The sequence below is a fragment of the Pseudomonas sp. DSP3-2-3 genome (genome assembly GCF_049898225.1).
In the GTDB taxonomy this organism is placed as follows: domain Bacteria; phylum Pseudomonadota; class Gammaproteobacteria; order Pseudomonadales; family Pseudomonadaceae; genus Aquipseudomonas.
In genome coordinates this window covers 262746-281201 of the sequence record NZ_JAFCXH010000006.1, presented here as the reverse complement: position 1 = coordinate 281201, position 18456 = coordinate 262746, and the positions used below count along the sequence as shown (strand labels likewise).

19 protein-coding genes are annotated in these 18456 nt (G+C 55.6%); 14 read left to right on the top strand and 5 right to left on the bottom strand.

The features are described from left to right. The first annotated feature begins 289 nt into the window (after positions 1 to 289). From ACP7E4_RS10205 to ACP7E4_RS10180, 6 genes are all read left to right on the top strand, one after another. The gene (locus ACP7E4_RS10205; RefSeq protein WP_426113073.1) at positions 290 to 1894 is read left to right on the top strand and encodes a response regulator; all 1605 of its coding nucleotides are present in this window, start codon (positions 290 to 292) and stop codon (positions 1892 to 1894) included. Then, positions 1891 to 2583, top strand: coding sequence for a sensor histidine kinase (locus tag ACP7E4_RS10200; RefSeq protein ID WP_426113075.1), 693 nt, complete (start codon positions 1891 to 1893; stop codon positions 2581 to 2583). The genes ACP7E4_RS10205 and ACP7E4_RS10200 overlap by 4 nt, the downstream gene beginning before the upstream one ends. A gap of 99 nt (positions 2584 to 2682) precedes the next feature. Beyond that, the gene (locus ACP7E4_RS10195; protein ID WP_426113077.1) at positions 2683 to 3549 is read left to right on the top strand and encodes a hypothetical protein; all 867 of its coding nucleotides are present in this window, start codon (positions 2683 to 2685) and stop codon (positions 3547 to 3549) included. After that, on the top strand, positions 3546 to 4268 hold the full coding sequence (locus tag ACP7E4_RS10190; RefSeq protein ID WP_426113079.1) for a TylF/MycF/NovP-related O-methyltransferase: 723 nt from the start codon (positions 3546 to 3548) through the stop codon (positions 4266 to 4268). The genes ACP7E4_RS10195 and ACP7E4_RS10190 overlap by 4 nt, the downstream gene beginning before the upstream one ends. Positions 4269 to 4701: 433 nt before the next feature. Beyond that, positions 4702 to 5943, top strand: coding sequence for a glutamine synthetase family protein (locus ACP7E4_RS10185; RefSeq protein ID WP_426113576.1), 1242 nt, complete (start codon positions 4702 to 4704; stop codon positions 5941 to 5943). Positions 5944 to 5998: 55 nt separating this feature from the next. Beyond that, positions 5999 to 7393, top strand: coding sequence for an MFS transporter (locus ACP7E4_RS10180; protein ID WP_426113081.1), 1395 nt, complete (start codon positions 5999 to 6001; stop codon positions 7391 to 7393). A 120-nt stretch (positions 7394 to 7513) separates the two neighbouring features. Here ACP7E4_RS10180 and ACP7E4_RS10175 read toward each other — a convergent pair whose 3' ends face one another. From ACP7E4_RS10175 to flgA, 4 genes are all read right to left on the bottom strand, one after another. After that, positions 7514 to 8260 carry a flagellar brake protein gene (locus ACP7E4_RS10175; protein WP_426113083.1) on the bottom strand — a complete coding sequence of 249 codons (747 nt, stop codon included), beginning with the start codon at positions 8258 to 8260 and terminating at the stop codon, positions 7514 to 7516. Between the two features lie 81 nt (positions 8261 to 8341). Further along, positions 8342 to 8806 carry a flagella synthesis protein FlgN gene (locus tag ACP7E4_RS10170; protein WP_426113085.1) on the bottom strand — a complete coding sequence of 155 codons (465 nt, stop codon included), beginning with the start codon at positions 8804 to 8806 and terminating at the stop codon, positions 8342 to 8344. A gap of 49 nt (positions 8807 to 8855) precedes the next feature. Continuing rightward, entirely contained in the window at positions 8856 to 9170 is a 315-nt protein-coding gene (flgM, locus tag ACP7E4_RS10165; RefSeq protein ID WP_426113088.1) for a flagellar biosynthesis anti-sigma factor FlgM, read from the bottom strand. A 182-nt stretch (positions 9171 to 9352) separates the two neighbouring features. Beyond that, on the bottom strand, positions 9353 to 10111 hold the full coding sequence (gene flgA, locus ACP7E4_RS10160; RefSeq protein ID WP_426113090.1) for a flagellar basal body P-ring formation chaperone FlgA: 759 nt from the start codon (positions 10109 to 10111) through the stop codon (positions 9353 to 9355). Positions 10112 to 10191: 80 nt separating this feature from the next. On the opposite strand from flgA, the gene ACP7E4_RS10155 reads away from it, so the two are divergent. The 7 genes from ACP7E4_RS10155 (at position 10192) to ACP7E4_RS10125 (ending at position 17200) form a co-directional block, all read left to right on the top strand. Next, the gene (locus ACP7E4_RS10155) at positions 10192 to 11124 is read left to right on the top strand and encodes a chemotaxis protein CheV (RefSeq protein ID WP_426113092.1); all 933 of its coding nucleotides are present in this window, start codon (positions 10192 to 10194) and stop codon (positions 11122 to 11124) included. Between the two features lie 103 nt (positions 11125 to 11227). After that, the gene (gene cheR / locus ACP7E4_RS10150) at positions 11228 to 12055 is read left to right on the top strand and encodes a protein-glutamate O-methyltransferase CheR (protein WP_426113094.1); all 828 of its coding nucleotides are present in this window, start codon (positions 11228 to 11230) and stop codon (positions 12053 to 12055) included. Positions 12056 to 12320: 265 nt separating this feature from the next. Further along, on the top strand, positions 12321 to 12728 hold the full coding sequence (flgB, locus tag ACP7E4_RS10145; RefSeq protein WP_020290774.1) for a flagellar basal body rod protein FlgB: 408 nt from the start codon (positions 12321 to 12323) through the stop codon (positions 12726 to 12728). A gap of 3 nt (positions 12729 to 12731) precedes the next feature. Further along, complete coding sequence (gene flgC, locus ACP7E4_RS10140) at positions 12732 to 13175, top strand: flagellar basal body rod protein FlgC (protein WP_020290773.1); 444 nt, start codon at positions 12732 to 12734, stop codon at positions 13173 to 13175. 15 nt (positions 13176 to 13190) lie between these two features. Next, positions 13191 to 13868: a flagellar hook assembly protein FlgD gene (locus ACP7E4_RS10135; protein ID WP_426113097.1), complete on the top strand. Its 678-nt coding sequence runs from the start codon at positions 13191 to 13193 to the stop codon at positions 13866 to 13868. Positions 13869 to 13896: 28 nt separating this feature from the next. Continuing rightward, positions 13897 to 15231: a flagellar hook protein FlgE gene (flgE, locus tag ACP7E4_RS10130; RefSeq protein ID WP_426113099.1), complete on the top strand. Its 1335-nt coding sequence runs from the start codon at positions 13897 to 13899 to the stop codon at positions 15229 to 15231. A 220-nt stretch (positions 15232 to 15451) separates the two neighbouring features. Then, the gene (locus ACP7E4_RS10125; RefSeq protein ID WP_426113101.1) at positions 15452 to 17200 is read left to right on the top strand and encodes a flagellar hook-basal body complex protein; all 1749 of its coding nucleotides are present in this window, start codon (positions 15452 to 15454) and stop codon (positions 17198 to 17200) included. Between the two features lie 26 nt (positions 17201 to 17226). Here ACP7E4_RS10125 and ACP7E4_RS10120 read toward each other — a convergent pair whose 3' ends face one another. Then, positions 17227 to 17418: a hypothetical protein gene (locus ACP7E4_RS10120; RefSeq protein WP_426113103.1), complete on the bottom strand. Its 192-nt coding sequence runs from the start codon at positions 17416 to 17418 to the stop codon at positions 17227 to 17229. Between the two features lie 296 nt (positions 17419 to 17714). Here ACP7E4_RS10120 and ACP7E4_RS10115 point away from each other — a divergent pair, with 296 nt between their 5' ends. Then, complete coding sequence (locus ACP7E4_RS10115; protein WP_426113105.1) at positions 17715 to 18455, top strand: flagellar basal body rod protein FlgF; 741 nt, start codon at positions 17715 to 17717, stop codon at positions 18453 to 18455. Position 18456 lies beyond the last annotated feature (1 nt).

Here is an 18456-nt window from a genome sequence, read left to right as displayed (position 1 = left end):
CTCAGCAGTGAAACGATGCATCGCCGATGGTAGTGTGGGGTTTCCCCATGTGAGAGTAGGTCATCGTCAAGATTGAATTGCAGAACCCCTGATCGCTTACGCGTTCAGGGGTTTTGTTTTTCCGCTCGGAAATATTATGTTCCGTCATATCAATGTTGGGCTCGATCAAATGCCTTGTCCCGAATTGCCCTGAACAGGAAATCAGAAACAGGAAGCTCGCTCAGCTGGAACCGTTCTTGCATCGAGGTAGAGAATGACCTTTTTTTGACTCCTCGCGACAGGAATCTCGATGCTGGCGTACAACCAAAAAAGCTTTCTTATCGTCGATGATTTCTCTGACTTTCGAAGTTCGGTCAGATCGATGTTGCGCGAGCTGGGCGTGAAGGATGTCGACACTGCTGACACTGGCGAGCAAGCGCTGCGCATGTGTGCGCAGAAGCGCTACGATTTTGTCCTGCACGATTTCAATCTCGGTGACGGTAAGAAAAACGGTCAGCATGTGCTGGAAGACCTCATGGTCGACAAGCTGTTGAGCCATGAAAGCGTGTTCATCATGGTCACTGCCGAAAACAGTCAGGCGATGGTCATGAGCGCGCTTGAATGGGAGCCGGACGCTTATCTGACCAAGCCGTTCAATCGTGCAGGCCTGGCCCAGCGCCTCGAAAAGCTTGTCCAGCGCAAGAGCCTGCTCAAGCCTATCCTGCAGGCCCTGGACCGAGGCAAGCCCGCTGAAGTATTGGCAGCCTGCACAGATCTTATAAATCAGGATCAGAGATACGCGCCTTTATGTTTGCGCTACAAGGCCGATGCTCTGCGCGACCTGAATCAGCATGATGCCCTGGAAACCTTTCTCAAAAGCATTCTCGCCGACCGCGCCACCCCGTGGGCTTATGCAGCACTGGGCAATCTGCTGTTCAAGCGCAACAAGGTCAGCGAAGCCCAGTTGGTCTTCGAGCAAGCATTGAAAGCGTTTTCGACAATGCCGGCGCTCTACGATGGGCTCGCCGATGTATTGGTGGCCCGTGGCGATTCCAAGCGTGCGCAGGAGGTGCTGGAGGCTGCCGTGCGTTTGTCGCCGTTGGCTGTGCGACGTCAACGCTTGCTCGGCAAGTTGGCCCTTGATAACGAAGATTTCGAAAGTGCTTCCAAAGCTTATCGGCATGCAGTAGCTCAGGGGCAACATTCCCGGTTCAAGGATCCAGAAGCTAATTTGGGATTCGCCCAGGCATTGATAAGCAAGAATGGCGATCAGGGTCTCGATTCGCGATCCAGGGTGGAGCTGAACCAGACGCTGAGTGAGGTCGCCAAGGAGCATGGCAGCGATCAGGGGCTCCAGGTGCGGACCCGTTTGATGAAGGCCACCAGCCTGCAATTGTCAGATCCTGAAGCTGCAGCAAAATTGACTGAAGATGCAATGGGACGACTTCAGGGTATGGAACAGTTTCTAAGTGCTGATGCGGCCTTGGTAGTTGCCGCGCAACTACAAAAGCTGGGGCAGGAGGATGCCGGTGCCGGTGTGCTTAAAAGCTGCGCCGAGATATACGGCGATGACCCGGTGGTTATGCAAAGTATCGCCAAGCAGACCGACGACCCTGCGATTCTGGGTGCCGGGAAAGCAGCAATGGATCTCAATCTACAGGGCGTTCGCAGTTACAAGGCAGGTAGCCTGCCCGAAGCCCGGGATTTGTTCCGCAATGCGCTGGCCCTGCAACCCAAGAACATCAGTATCGCGTTGAACCTGGCGCAATCATTGCTGCATGCCAAGGGTGCGGCTCCGGACGCTGCCAACTTACAGGAATGTCAGACCTGCCTGAAAATGGTCGGCAATATGCCTGACAGCGATCCGCGATATGACCGATTCCAAAAATTACAAAGCAGGGCATTTGGCGCATGAGCGAAATGGATACCGGTCTTGATTTTTCCCTGGTTATTGCATCCACAGTGCATGACATGAAAAACGCCCTCGCGACGCTGATGCAGGCGCACGGCCAATGGTCAGACCGGCTTACCGATGCGCAGCGCGATACTCCCGAACACGGCGTGATCGACTATGAATTCGCCAATTTGAATGGAATGCTGGTGCAGCTGCTTGGTTTGTACAAGTTGGGTGTCAATCAGTTGCCATTGCGCCCGGATTATCACGAGCTCGATGACTTTATCGAGGCACAGCTGGCACTGCATCATGAGGTGATAAGCAGCCGCGGGATCACCGCCACGTTTGAAATGAACAGCTCAAACCCGCTGGGATTCTTTGATCGTGAATTGATCGGTTCGGTCGTGGCCAACATTATCATCAACGCTATTCGTTTTGCCCGCCGAGCGGTGGTGATCAGTGTCGGGGAGGAGGCTGATGAGCTGGTAATAACCATCAACGATGACGGGCCCGGCTACCCGCTATTTTTGGTCGAGCGCCAGTCTGACTACGTCCAAGGCATCAATCAAGCCAGCGGCAGTACTGGCCTGGGTCTTTATTTTGCTGCGCGTATTGCCGAGAGCCATGAGCGCAACGGCATTCGGGGCCGAATCGAAATCGCAAATGGCGGCAGTCTTGGTGGCGGATTATTCAGCATTTACCTGCCGTGAACAGCGAGTCAGCAGTAGCCAGGCTGGCACCTCGCTACGCTTAAGTTTGTCTGGCTCCAGCCGATGATTGAGTTAGTGCAGGAATTAAGGAAGACAACCGTGAATTTGTATATCAACCAGCTCCAAAACAAAAAAGACTTCCGGAACGAAGTTTATTCCGGTGACATTTTCCTGAATACCAATCTTCAGGCACCCACCGCTCTGTGCGACTTCGCGCGGCACAGCATTACGCAAGCGTTTGACGGTGAAACCAATCATCAGGCGCTGCATACGATGATGCCTGTTGAAGAATTCGTGACGCTGGTTACTCGCCTCAAGGGACAGTTCACTAACTGCCTGGAGGTCAAGGATATGATCCGCCGTTTCGTTGTGGAAATAGGCGCCGACCCTGCTGAATATCTATTTGATGTGCCGCGTATTCGTGTTGTGCCCAATTACAACTATCTCCATGCAGGTGTCAGCTACGCCTACAAACCGCATCGGGATACGTGGTATGGCAGCCTGGCTTGTCAAATCAACACCTGGATGCCGGTTTATACGATCCAGCCGGACCAGACGATGATGATCAACCCTGGGTACTTTTCCACCCCGGTAAAAAACTCTTCTGCCGAATGGAATCTGTCCGACTGGATCAATGTCCAGCGTTTCCTCGCCAAGGAAAACGTGAAGGAGGAAGTTCGCGTTCATCCGGTTCCTCTTGAAGAGATATCCACTCTTTCCGAAATCCGGATTGCTGCCAACGCTGGTGAGATTATTACGTTTTCGGGCGCGCATCTCCATGGCACGGTAGCAAATCACACCGAACAGACCCGTTTCAGTGTCGACTTCAGGCTCGTTCATATTGGTGACCTGCTCGCTGGAAACGGTGCGGTGAATGTCGATAGTGGCGTTAAAGACACCGAAGCAGGATTCAAAGATCTTATTCATGTCAGCGATTTTTCGCATTTTCAGGGAGTCAACCAATGACCAAGCGGCGCCTAACGGGACCCGAGGCCGAGTACAACGAAAAACGTGCTGACGTACTCAAGCGGGTAGATTCCCAATACGTGGCTGATGCACCTTTTGTGTTTGCCAACCGAATTGCCGTAACTGCTGCATTGTCGCGAATCGAGTTGTTCAAGATGGTCCAGGATATTCCGGGCGCCATCATCGAGTGCGGTGTGTACAAGGGCAACTCGTTGATGCTGTACATGCAGCTGTCGATGATTCTTGAACCCTACGCGATCAATCGTTCCATCATCGGTTTTGATACCTTCTCCGGTTTTGCGAGTATCGATGCTAAAGAAGATCCGACTGACATCAATGAGAGCATGTTTTCTGATACCGATGAGTCAATCATTCAGGACATGATCGATGCCAATGACCTGGTGCGCCCGGTCAACCGCATCCCGCGTTGCGAGATCATCAAGGGTGACATCATGGAGACCGTTCCGGCGTTCCCCAAGACGCGCCCGGACCTGGTGGTGGCAATGCTGATTCTCGACACCGATCTCTATTCATCCACGAAAGTGGCTCTGGAAACGTTCCTGCCTTTCATGCCTAAAGGTGCCATCGTGGTGCTGGATGAAGTTGCCTATCGGAACTTCCCCGGTGAAACGAGCGCGCTGCGTGAAGTGCTGGATCTGAACAAGGTCGAACTCAAGCGCCTGCCGTTTGACTCGTGTGTCGGGTACTTCCGGATCTGATTCAGCGGTCCTGGCTCCTTGACCTCTGCGTCGAGGAGCTCCGGATCAATACCCAGGCAAATCAAAGTCAATCAGGCCGCTCGGCATTCATCCAGATGTACCCCCTTCAGCACCCATTCCCGCAGCACCTGTCGCTTCGCCGGGGAACTACAGGCTCCGTATTCCAGCAGTTGGAGGCCCCAGCGCCACTGGTTTTTTGGCGTATGTTCGCTGCTCCGTTTGCCTGAAGTCTTGTAGACGAGCATTGAGTGCTTGAAATTCCGAACGGCTGGTGCGTATTTTGTACGCCTTGCCGCAGAGTCGGCCTGCACAAAAACGAAGGATTCGAGTCATGACCAGCGATGGCCACATTTCACTCGCGAAGCGATTGATGGGCATTGATGAAGTTGAATGTGTTACTCCCGATTTGAATGGCATTGCCCGCGGCAAGGTGATGACTGGCGAAGGGTTTCTGCAAGGGCGCAGATTGCAAATGGCCCGAGGTGTATTGCTGCAATGCATCATGGGCGGCTATCCGCCGTCGCGGTTTTACGGCAGCGATGATGGTGACGTGGCGATGATCGCCGACCCGCAGCAGATTCATCGCCTGCCGTGGAGCGCAGAGCCGCGAGCCTTGGCGATCTGTGATGCTGAAGAACTGAGCGGGCAGCCCTGCAGTCTGTCGACACGAGGGCAATTGAAGGCGGTGATCGCGCGCTATGCCAGGCACGGTTTGTCGCCAGTGGTGGCAACTGAACTGGAATTTTTTGTCTTCGCTCCCAATCCGGATCCGACTCACGCGTTTGTGCCGCCAGCCGGTCTGGATGGTCGCCGGGAGGAAGGTTTTTCCGCTTTCAGCATCAGTTCAAATAATGGCTTGCGGCCGTTTTTCACTGAGGTTTATGCCTGCATGGCCGCGCTGGATTTGCCCCGCGATACGTTCATGCATGAAATGGGTGTGAGTCAGTTCGAGATCAACCTGTGGCACGGCGATCCTTTGCTATTGGCCGATCAGACATTCCTGTTCAAGCATCTGCTCAAGGAAGTGGCACTCAGGCATGGCTTGATCGTGGTGTGCATGGCCAAGCCGTTGGCGCATACGCCGGGCAGTTCGATGCACATCCACCAGAGCGTCGTGGACTCTGCGTCGGGCCGCAACGTGTTCACCTCGGATGATGGCTTGCCGACCGACATGTTTCGGCATTTTCTGGGTGGTCAGCAGGCCTGCATGGCGGATCTCACGGCATTGTTCGCGCCCAATGTGAATTCCTACCAACGACTGTGTCATCCATTCGCGTCGCCCAATAACGCGTGCTGGTCCCATGATAATCGTGCCGCCGGCCTGCGCATCCCCGCCAGTACGCCAGACGCACGACGCGTCGAAAATCGCCTGCCAGGGGCTGATGCCAATCCGTATCTGGCGATTGCGGCGAGCCTTGCTGCAGGCCTCTATGGCATCGAGCACGGGTTAGAACCTGAGGCCGCCGTGCAAGGGGAAATTCATGTGCCTGACCATCTGTCACTGCCATGTACCCTGCATGCTGCTTTGGAACGTCTGAAACGCAGTCAGTTGGCCAAGGAACTGTTTGGTCATGAGTTCATCGAAGGCTACATCGCTTCGAAGACGATGGAGCTGACCAGCTTTTTCGACGAAATTACCCCCTGGGAGCGGCGTGTTCTGGCCGCCCAGGCTTAAGAATCGCTGTTTTGCGGTCACCCCGTGCGGGTGACTGCTTATTTTTGGAAAGTCGATGCGCCAAATCTGGAAATCTTTTCAAGGGCTCTACTTTGCTTCGCTGATGATGTTGATCGGCTCGGGTCTTTTAAGCACCTACCTTGCGTTGCGACTGGCGGCTGATCAGGTGGACAGCCTGTGGGTCGGTGCGCTGATGGCCGCCAACTATTTTGGTCTGGTGCTGGGCGGCAAGATTGGTCACCGGCTGATCGGCCGGGTTGGCCATATCCGCGCGTATGCAACCTGTGCGGGCATTGTCGGCGCAGCCGTCCTGGGCCACGGATTGATCGATTACCTGCCCGCTTGGCTGTTTCTGCGGATGATTGTCGGCCTGGGTATGATGTGCCAGTACATGGTCATCGAAAGCTGGCTCAACGAGCAGGCAGAAGCCAGGCAACGGGGCAAGGTGTTCAGCGGTTACATGATCGCCTCGTACCTTGGCCTGGTACTCGGCCAGTTGATCCTCGTTATCCATCCACAACTGGGCCTTGAGCTGCTGATGCTGGTCGCCATGTGCTTTGCGCTGTGTCTGGTGCCGGTGGCCATGACCCGCAGCATTCACCCGGCACCCATGCACCCGGCGCCGTTGGAGCCACGGTTTTTCATCGGACGTGTGCCGCAATCGTTGACCACGGTCTTGGGGGCTGGATTGATCATCGGCTCTTTTTACGGTCTGGCGCCGGTGTATGCGGCGGAGCAGGGGTTGTCGACCGAGCAGGTCGGTTTGTTCATGGGCTTCTGCATTCTGGCCGGGCTGTTGGTGCAGTGGCCGCTGGGTCTGCTGTCTGACCGTTATGATCGTGCAAGGTTGATGCGCGGTTTTGCCGGCGTGCTGGCTGTCGCCGCATTGCCGTTGGCGGTACTGCCAAGCGTGCCAATCGAAGCGCTGTTCATCATTGGCTTCGTTGCCTCACTGGTGCAGTTTTGCTTGTATCCACTGGCCGTGGCCTTTGCCAATGACCACGTTGAGGGCGAACGCCGGGTGTCGCTGACGGCGATGCTGTTGATGACTTACGGTATCGGCGCGAGCATCGGTCCGCTGGCAGCAGGCGTCTTGATGAAGATGTTCGGTGGCAACATGCTTTATGCGTTTGTCAGTTTTGCCGGGCTGGTTCTGGTGGTGCTGATCCGGCCGAAGGCTGTGACCCACATTCACCAGGTCGACAATGCTCCGCTGCACCACGTGGCAATGCCGGACAGCATGTCCAGTTCGCCATTGGTTGTGGCACTTGACCCGAGGGTTGATGAGCAGGTGGTTCAGGACCAGATGCAGACGACGGTCGATCCGGACGTTACGCCCGAAGAGCCTGTCGAGTCGGCAACTGAAACTGCTGCGCAGGACGAGCCTGCAACGGCAGCTAAACCGCAAGCAACGGCAGAGCTGGAAGGCGAGGAGATCAATCGGCCTTGAAGCAAAAGGCGCCGTCTGATGGGCGGCGCATCTGCTGATTTGAAGGCACAAAAAAAGGCGATTGCGGATGGAGCGCAATCGCCTTTTTTATGCTGCGTGTTTCGCCCGGAAAGATACTGCTCAGAAGTCGTCGTCTTTGTCGAAGCGGCGCGCTTCACGCTGCAACTGGTAGACAAAACGTTCGACCTGGCGCTGTACCAGCCCGCTCATATTATGGAAGCGCACGCCGGCGAAAGTGATGTTGACCCTTTCTTCATAATGCAGGTAACGCAGTTCCACAGGCGCAGTCATGGTGCCAAAGGGCAGTTGCGCAGCAAACCGCTCATAGACCTGGCCCAGCTGTATGCGTTCCGAGATGTCGCCTTCAAAGCGCAGCTTGCAGCCGGTCGCGGAAATATCCAGCAGTTTACCGCCCAGAGGCGACTTGAGCCTGTCACCGCCGATTTCAACGTTAACCAGTGAGGCGAGCTTGAGCGCTGCACGAAAGGCGTTGCGACGCTGGTGATAAATGACTTCGTCAGGCAGCGCGCCGCGGTAAAGTCGCTGGCCGTCATTGTCCGATATGGTCAATTGGCCACTACTTTCCCAGGCAATCCGCACGCCGTCATGAAAGCCCTCGACACGAAAGGGCTCGCCGCTGGTCAGGAAGCGTTCACCGTCACGAGGGATCATTTCGTCCAGGGCCATGGTGTTGGCTTCGCGATCTACCTCGATCAGGTAGCTTTGAAAACGCTGGGTGCGCTCATGAAAGGTAATGATCAACGGATCATGACTTTCAAGTAACTGCCGCAGGTTGGCGGCAATTTCCAAAGGTGTAGTTAAAACCTTTGGGGGCTGCGGAGCATCTTCCGCGCTTGAGCCATTCACTTTTTTCCATCTCCAGGCAAAATACGACAGCAACGCAATGATGGGCATTTTGCCAGCATGCAAAGCGCCTTGATACAGAAATTACGCTTGGCTTAACGGTCTTGGCTTGGCGCGCCCTGATGTCGAACCGCGGCTGTCATAAAGCGTTGGGGTATCGCCAGTCAGGATTCGCAACTGATGAGCCGTAGTGATTTGCTGATGCTGAATCGAGCCACCATTATTTTCGTTTGCCGCCTGACATTGCACAATCAGCGCGCTCAGTTCATCGCCGGCCTTGACCAGTTCTTCGCCGACCGCCGAATGACTTGCCAGCTCGACCAATCCTTTGCGATCCGGACTCAAGCCCATGGCGACCAACAACTGACTGCGCTTGCGGCCATGCTGCTCCAGCAGGATCACCATCGCCTGTTTCTGCGCGAGGATATGCTCCATCTCGGCCATGTCGCGACCGTGGAGGGCAATCGATTCGGCCTGCAAAAGCTCCAGCAATTGCCGGGCGGGCACAAAATCATCGGTGATCAGTTGCAGCAAAGTAGTGTCTTGCATCGCATGCTCTGGTTTTTAAGCGTCCAGAAAATCCACCGCGAGCACCGGGCTAGCGTTGGGCTTCGAAATTGAGCAGCTTGCTGGCTACCCGATTGCTGTCCACCTGATAACTGCCATCTGCAATTGCCTGCTTCAATTCCGCCACTCGGGCGCTGTTGACAGCAGGCTGATCGCGCAACGTATCGGTGATTTTTTTCAACTGCTGAGCCTCGCCGCTCAAATGAACGGATTCTCCGGTTTTGCCAGCTTCAACTGCTGCGCCGGTAGAGGCAGATTCGGTCTTGCCGGTTTCCTTGGTGTTGCTGGTGCGCGATGTACTGCCCACCGATGGCGCGTTGTTCAGCCTGCTGAAATCAATGACCATGATAAAAAACCTCTGGGTATTTGGACGCTTGCCATGGTTTCGACCAAATCCACGAAAACTTTAGTCCGAATGCGAAATGCATGTGAAACGCACGTGAGAATGGACCTCACATCACGGGACTTGTTTCGCAGTCTAGAAAAAACCAGCGTTCTCTACCAGCAGTCAGTTATTTCACCTGCTATTTACATAGGCACTTCCACTTGGCCGGGGCCGGTGACGCTGGCTTTTATGACCCTTTTCGAGTTGAGGTTGCGCACGCGAATCTGCTCGTTGAGTCCGCCGTCCGACAAGGCTTCGCCTGGCATGCGTACCGCCAGGGTGCCGCTGCGCGCGATAATTACCACCTGATCGCCTTTATGGATGAGTTGCGGCTGTTCCAGATAGGTCGGGGAAAGAACCTGATCCATAACCGCCGGTCGGACAGTTTTTTGCCCGACGGCCTGATCCAGCGAAGTGAGAAAACCTTGCCCGAGTTGGCCGATGTCGCGCTCGCGCAGGGCGACATCGTCTTCGCTGACCAGACTGTCACGCTTGAGCGGGCGCACAGCCGTCACGACGTTGCGAAACAAATGCACCTGGGCGGGCACGAACACCGTCCAGGGCGACGTGCCTTCGCAGCGAACCTTGACGTTGACGCGACCCACGGGCTTCGGGCTTTCCAGTGATGCTGTCAAATCCTTGTCGCAAAAAGGCATGCGTGTACGAGGATCCAGCTGCTTGACCTCGATTTCCGAACGGCCTTCGATTTGATTGGTCGCAAGATAGTCTTCAACAGTGAATTCAAGAAACCCTTGAGTGACGCCGATAAGCTGTTCAGGCAGTGTGAAAGTGTCGGCGCGGCTGAAACCGGCCAGACTAAACAGGCACAATGCTGCCATTACACAGAGCAGGCTGCGTTTTCTGAAAGATATGTGTCGGGAAATTGTCGTTTCTGTGTTCATAACGTATAAAAAGCAAGGGCCGTGCCGCTTCCCAAATGGGGTGGAGTGGTGATCGGTTGCTTTTGAAGGGGAGTCGGAGCATGGCCGGTGTAATGGATTCGGTGAACCAGCGCACACAGCTGGTTGGGCAGAATCGCCTTGAGCTGTTGTTGTTCCGTCTCGACGGCAAGCAACTGTATGGGATCAACGTGTTCAAGGTGAAGGAGGTGCTGCAATGCCCCAAGCTCACCGTGATGCCCAAATCCAACCGCATCGTGCGTGGCGTGGCAAGTATTCGCGGGGGAACGATTCCAATCCTCGATCTGGCCATGGCGACAGGCTCGTCCGGACAAATGAGTCTGGACAATACCTTCGTGATCATTACGGAATACAACACCAAGGTTCAGGGTTTCCTGGTGCATTCGGTCGAACGCATCGTGAACATGAACTGGGAAGAGATTCATCCGCCACCCAAAGGAACGGGTCGCGATCATTACCTGACGGCCGTTACCCGGGTCGATAATCAGTTGGTGGAAATTATCGACGTCGAGAAGATTCTTGCTGAAGTGGCGCCGATTTCCGAGGCGGTTTCTGCCGGTGTGATCGATACGGAAACCCAGCACAAGGCTATTTCGCTCAAGGTTTTGACCGTCGATGATTCTTCGGTGGCGCGCAAACAGGTCAGTCGTTGCCTGCAAACGGTCGGTGTTGAGGTCGTGGCGCTGAACGACGGTCGACAGGCACTGGAATACCTGCGCAAGCTGGTCGATGAGGGCAAGAAGCCCGAAGAAGAATTTTTGATGATGATCTCCGACATCGAAATGCCGGAGATGGACGGTTACACACTTACTGCCGAGATTCGTAATGACCCTCGGATGCAAAAGCTCCACATCATTTTGCATACTTCTCTGTCCGGCGTGTTCAATCAGGCTATGGTGAAGAAGGTTGGTGCAGATGACTTCCTTGCCAAGTTCCGACCTGATGATCTCGCAGCCAGGGTTGTGGATCGGATCAAGGCAGCAGATAACAGTTAAGGTTGGCGCTTTGGCCCGGCCCGGCGACGCGGCTTGTGCTGAACGGCAACAGACCCTGGGGACGTCGTCCCTGGTGGTTCACATGATTTGAGAGGCGGCATCTTTGTCTACGGGTAATTTGGATTTCGAACAGTTCCGGGTCTTTCTGGAAAAAGCCTGTGGCATCCTGCTGGGTGAGAACAAGCAGTACCTTGTTTCCAGCCGTCTCAACAAGCTGATGGAGCAACAGGGCATAAAATCCCTGGGTGAGTTGATTCAGCGCATTCAGGCCCAGCCTCGCAGCGGTTTGCGCGAGCAGGTCGTGGATGCCATGACCACCAACGAAACCTTGTGGTTTCGGGATACCTATCCGTTCGAAGTCATGAAGAACAAGGTGCTGCCGGAGTCCATCAAGGCGGCCCCCGGCCAGCGTTTGCGTATCTGGTCGGCAGCCTGTTCGTCCGGTCAGGAACCGTACTCGCTGTCGATGACCATTGATGAGTTCGAGCGCAGCAATCCGGGGCAACTCAAGGCGGGTGTGCAGATCGTTGCCACCGATCTGTCCGGTCTGATGCTCACCAATTGCAAGTCGGGCGAGTACGACAGCCTGGCGATTGGCCGGGGCTTGTCTCCGGACCGCTTGCAGCGTTATTTCGATGTCAAGACTCCGGGTCGCTGGGTGATCAAGGCGCCGATCAAAAGTCGCGTCGAGTTTCGCGCCTTCAATTTGCTGGACAGCTACGCGAGCCTGGGCAAGTTCGATATCGTGTTTTGCCGCAACGTGTTGATCTATTTCTCTGCCGAAGTGAAAAAAGACATCCTGTTACGCATTCACGGCACGCTCAAGCGCGGCGGTTATCTTTTTCTGGGCGCCTCCGAAGCGCTCAACGGTTTGCCGGATCATTACCAGATGGTTCAGTGCAGCCCGGGCATCATCTACCAGACCAAGTAGATTGGCCTGATCGATTAAAAAGGGGACCTTCGGGTCCCTTTTTCTTTCGCCGGATCCTGTTTGTTGGAGCGAGTGCGGCAATGGCAAAATTACGGCGCTCGGTTTGCCGCATTTGCCCCGGATAGCGGAAACACCTTGCCGCTTTTCTGACATTGCCGTGCCATGACAGGCCTCCGGCCCTTGGTTTACGGGGATTTCAGAACTGGCACGCTGATTGCTTTGTCACTGATACGAAAATCTGGTCAACCGGTAAAGGTTTCCCGACATGAGCATCAGCTTCGATAAAGCGTTAGGTATCCATGAGCAGGCCCTCAACTTCCGCGCCAAGCGTGCTGAAGTGCTGGCCAATAACATCACCAACGCCGATACGCCAAATTACAAGGCTCGTGATCTGGAGTTCTCTTCCGTGCTGGCCGCTGAAAACGACAAGGTCAAGAGCGGCACCTTTGCGCTGAACAAGACCAACAGTCGCCATATCGAAGCTGACGGCGTGGGCAACACCGACGGTTCGCTGATGTACCGCACACCTTCGGCACCGTCGCTGGATCAGAACACCGTGGACGCCCAGGTCGAGCAGGCCAGTTATGCCGAGAACGCCATTGGTTTCCAGGCCAGCTTCACCTTGCTCAACAGCAAATTCAAAGGGCTGGTTGCAGCCCTTCGCGGAGAGTAATTCATGTCTCTAGCCAACGTTTTTAACATCGCCGGCAGTGGCATGAGTGCGCAGACCACTCGCTTGAACACCACCGCCAGTAACATCGCCAACGCCGAAACCGTGTCTTCGAGCATGGATCAGACTTACCGGGCGCGTCACCCGGTGTTCGCCACCGTGATGCAAGGGCAGGGCAACAGCGGCGGCGGTTCGTTGTTTCAGGATCAGGGCGAAGCCGGGCAGGGCGTGCAGGTCTCCGGAATTATCGAAGATGCCTCCAACCTCGAAGCGCGTTACGAGCCAAATCATCCTTCCGCCGACAAGGACGGGTACGTTTACTACCCCAACGTCAATGTCGTCGAAGAAATGGCTGACATGATTTCTGCCAGTCGGTCTTTCCAGACCAACGCGGAACTCATGAATACCGCCAAAACCATGATGCAGAAAGTCCTGACCCTCGGTCAGTGATAAGGGGCGAAACAAATGGCCGTTGAAGACGTATCAAGCAGTTTTATCAGTGCATTGCAGAACCCCACGCCGACCGCGACCAACTCCGGTACCGCGCTCGGCAAGGATGCGTTCCTGCAGTTGCTGGTGACGCAGATGAAGAACCAGAACCCACTGGATCCGCAGGACAACACGGCGTTCGTCGCCCAGCTGGCGCAGTTCAGTAGCCTGGAAAGCATGCAGAACCTGACCTCGACGGTCGATTCGATTGCTACCAGCTACAAGTCGTCGCAAGCCTTGCAGGCGTCTTCCCTGGTTGGCCGTTCGGTGATCGTGGAGGCAGGTTCCACAGCGGTCGACACCACCAAGGGCATGACCGGTTCGGTTGTGGTTCCAGCGTCTTCTACCGCCACGACGGTCAAGATTTACGACACCAGCATGAACCTGGTCGACACGGTGGACTTGGGTACCCAGCCCGCCGGCAAGACGAGCTTCACGTGGGATGGCACCAACAGTGACGGCGTAGCGGCACCTGCCGGCAACTACAGCTTTGTCGCGAGCGGCAGTATTGATGGCAAGGGCACTTCGTTGGCCACTTACTTGCCGGCCACGGTCAATAGCGTGACCACTTCCACCAATGGTGGGGAAATGACTCTTAATCTGGCGGGCGGTAGCAGCATCGCTTTGTCCAAAGTGCAAACAATCGGAATTTAGAGCCGACTAGACGGCGTAGGAGTGTTACATGTCATTCAATATCGGTCTTAGTGGGCTCTATGCGGCAAACAAAAGTCTCGACGTCACCGGCAACAACATTGCCAACGTCGCGACCACCGGCTTCAAGTCTTCCCGTGTGGAATTTGCCGACCAGTACGCGCAATCCATTCGTGGTACGTCCGGCCAGACCAACGTCGGCAGCGGCGTAACCACCGCCGCCGTGTCGCAACAGTTCACCCAGGGTTCCCTGACCACCGGTACGGCCAACAGCCTGGACCTGGCGATCAACGGCAATGGTTTCTTCATGCTCAGCAACAACGGTGAAAAGCTCTACACCCGTGCCGGCGCATTCCATACCGACAAGGAAGGTTTTGTCGTCAATAGCTCCGGGCAGAATCTGCAGGGCTACAACGTCGATGCCAATGGCAACGTGGTGGTGGGTGCGTTGAGCAATCTCAAGGTCGACTCGTCGAATCTGGAGCCCAAAACAACCACTACGATCACCAACAAGGCCAACTTCAACTCGTCGGAAGCGATTCCAGCGGTGGCCACGTTCGATCCGACCGACACCAAGAGCTACAACGTTAAATACAGCACCCCGATTTACGATACCCAAGGCAATGCCCACACCCTTGATCAGTATTTCGTGAAGACTGACACCAATAAGTGGACCATGTACTCGCTGGTCGACGGCCGAAATATCACAGACCCGACTACTGCGGTTAATCCCCAGACCGACAAGGTTGAATTGACCTTCGATTCGTCGGGCGCATTGATCACCAGTGGCACCGGCGCGCCTGTCGTCGCCGGTGCCATGGGTCTTAACACCGATGGTACCTTCAAGGTGACTGGCTGGGTTCCTGGTGTTCAGGTCGGTACCGGCACGACCGCTACCTGGGCCAAAAACGGCGCTGACGGCGCAGCCAGCATCAAGCTGAACATGATGGCCTCCACTCAGACCGCTTCGGCATCGGGTTTGATCACTCAGGATCAGGATGGTTATGCCACTGGCCAGATCAGCGCCATGAGCGTTGATAACACCGGTAACCTGTTCGCGACCTACACCAACGGCAAATCCAAGGTGATCGGCCAGGTTTCCCTGACCAACTTCGCCAACGTGCAAGGCCTGGCGCCTGCCGGCGGCACCAACTGGCGCGAAACCTTCGCTTCGGGCGTACCGGTCAGCGGTGTGCCGGAGTCGGGCACGCTGGGCTACCTCACCGGTCAGGCGCTGGAAGATTCCAACGTCGACCTGACCGGCGAGCTGGTTAACCTGATCAAGGCGCAAAGCAACTATCAGGCGAACGCGAAAACCATTTCGACCCAGAGCACCATCATGCAGACCACTATTCAGATGACCTGATAACAGGGTTGTACTGATGGACAAAGAGCCCCTCTTCGGAGGGGTTTTTTTATGGGTGCTAGTTGCAGATATCAATAAAATAATAATCAGTCATTCATAAAGAAATAAGTGTCTTAAGTTATGGAGCTGTCGCACAATTTATATGGAAATTTCCTACTTGCGTTACTGCGAGAATAAAAACTCCTCAATGAAAGGCCGCGATTGCGGTTCGGGAGTTTTCATGTCGTTCAATGTTGCTATCAGTGGTATTCATGCTGCCAATAAAAGGCTTGAGACAGCGGGCAATAATATTGCCAACGTCGGGACACTCGGTTTCAAGTCATCTCGCGCAGAGTTCGCCGCGCTTTATTCCTCTGCACATTTGAGTAATGGGCGCAGCGCCGTAGGCGACGGCGTGCGCCTGGCCAATGTGTCGCAGAATTTCAATCAAGGCACTTCCATGACTACCGAGGGCAGGCCGCTGGACATGCGTATCCAGGGCAACGGCTTTTTCGTGGTCAGTGATGGCGGTGCCCTGGCGTATACGCGCGCCGGGGCGTTCCTGAAGGATGCCGAGGATTTCATTGTCGACAGCGAAGGCGGGCGCCTGCAAGGCTACGCAGCCAATGAGAAGGGCGAGATTATTGATGGGGTGCGTAGCGATCTGCGGATCGACACTTCCGCCATGGCCCCCAAGTTCACGACGCGGATATCGGACACGATCAATCTGAACGCTTCATCGCAATCTTTGGCAGCGCTGCCCAAGTTTGACGCAGGGGATGCGACCACTTATACCAAGGTGACGCAAACAACCGTTCAGGACAAAGGAGTCGGTGCAGTACCGCCCGCTGATCATCAACTCAGCCAATACTTCGTCAAGACGGATGAAGGTCAGTGGTCAATGTATGTATTGATCGATGGCCGCAATCCAATTGATCCTGCCAGTACCAGCGCGCTGCACGTTACGTTGAATAAAGCAGCGGATGGGACAGTCAGTTATTCCGGCAATACCGAACATATCAGGAAGCTCTCGGACACAGAGTTCACATTGAATGGCTGGAAGCCCGCGCAACAAACAGGTGGTTCATGGGCTGCCAGTCCTGCGCCAGCCAATGGGTCTGTTTCCCTGTCTCTGGAAAATGGTGCGCTCAATGCGCTGGATGATACTGACCCGGTAATGGTGCGCCCCGTTCCGGTGTTTGATGCCTCCGATATCAAAACCTACACCCATACGTTTCCTGCTGGCATCTTTGATAGCCAAGGCAATAAACACGAGCTCAAGCAATACTTCATCAAGGATGGCGTGAACAGTTGGCAGATGCAGCTCCTGGTCAATGACCGTAATCCCATGGACCCCGGCTCTAAACAACCGTTGACGGCGAATATCGTGTTCAACACCGACGGGTCATTGCGGTCGATCACTGGTTCTCCGGGATTGACTGCCAGCGGCGACGGCAAGCTTGAGCTGCAAGGCTGGGTGCCGGCCAAGGTGCGGGATCGTGGCACCAGTCGCGAGGAGTGGATATCCAATGGCGCGGTTGCCGGTGCGAACGGCATCACTCTCGATATGAGCAAACTCAGCCAATACAGCGCTGTAACGGCAAGGACTTCGCCGCAGGCCGATGGTCATGCGGCGGGTGCGTTGGCAGGGCTCAATCTTGAGCGTGACGGCACTCTGCGGGCCTCGTTCAGTAACGGGCTGACCCGCAACATCGGGCGGGTCATGCTCGCCAGTTTTGCCAACGAACAGGGTTTGCAACCGCAAAGCGATTCGCGCTGGACCGCAACCAATGCCTCCGGCATCGCCAATTACGGCACCCCTGGGGTCGGTACGCTGGGCAGTATTATCGGTGGGGCGCTGGAGGGTTCAAACGTCGAGCTCAGCGACGAGCTGATCGCGTTGATTCAGGCGCAAACGGCGTATCAGGCGAACTCCAAGTCGATCTCGACGGAAGTCACGGTGCTGCAGACGTTGATTCAGTCAACCTGATGAACAGGCAATGAGCCCTGCGGCAATCAGATTGAACAATCGGACTTGATAAAGGCGCCGTGCAAGCGAGTCCAGCCCTTCCCGGGGCTGGTTTGCGCGCAGACGACGCGGTCCGCACCCTGCCATTTGTAATAGCGGGCGTTCTGGGCCTGGGCGCTTATTGGGCCCAGCACCAGCAGTGCTGCGATGATCAATGTGAAACCAGTACGGCGGCTCATGAGGCACCTGCTGCGCTGAAGAGTGCGCTGTGACCAAGCCTATCACTGCGTGGCGAATTTCGTGCTCGCAATGCTGCGCCGCGACGAAGTTTTTTTGGCGGCGCCTCGGGTGGATTTGGCCAAATGCGGCAGTCTGCCGCCGCGTCGGCAGAGCGAATTTCGTCGGGGGTAGCGCCTGCGCCCGATATTGCTGGCGAATCAGTGCTTTGTACCAGGCCTGACAAGTTGGTTCGATAATTGCTTTGTCCCTACCAGAACAGCTACAGGCGGCAAGCGTCTGTCAGAGGAGGAAGACTTTGGACAAGTTGCTTTACGTCGCAATGAGCGGTGCATCTGAAAACGCCATTGCGCAAAAGGCTCATGCCAACAACCTGGCAAACGTCTCTACCAACGGTTTCCAGCGTGACCTTGAACAGGCGCGTTCGATGCCGGTGTTTGGTGAGGTTCAGCCATCGCGTGCCTACGCCATGAGCGAGCGTCCCGGGACTGACTTCAGTGGCGGCGCAATGATCGACACGGGTCGTGACCTCGACGTTGCGGTCAAGGGCGATGGCTGGATTGCCGTGCAGACACCTGATGGTGGCGAGGCCTACACCCGCACTTCGAGCATGAACATCGATGCCCTCGGCGTATTGCGTGATGGCAGCGGTTTGCCGGTTATGGGCAACGGCGGGCCTATCGCCGTGCCGCCTCAGCAGCAGATCGAGATCGGTGCCGACGGCACGATCAGCGTTCGCTCCCTGGGTGAAACGCCGACAGTGATGGCGCAGATCGATCGCATCAAGCTGGTAAGGCCCGACATAAAGAACATGGAAAAAGGCCCAGACGGCCTGATGCACACCAAGAGCGGGGCTGCCGCGCCGGCAGATGCCACCGTTCAGGTCGAATCAGGTTTCCTGCAGGCGAGCAACGTCAACGCCGTTGAAGAAATGACGTCGGTATTGACCTTGTCCCGCCAATTTGAATTGCACGTCAAGATGATGAAGACCGCTGAGACCAACGACGAGGCCATGGCTCGGGTCTTGCAGAACGTCTAAC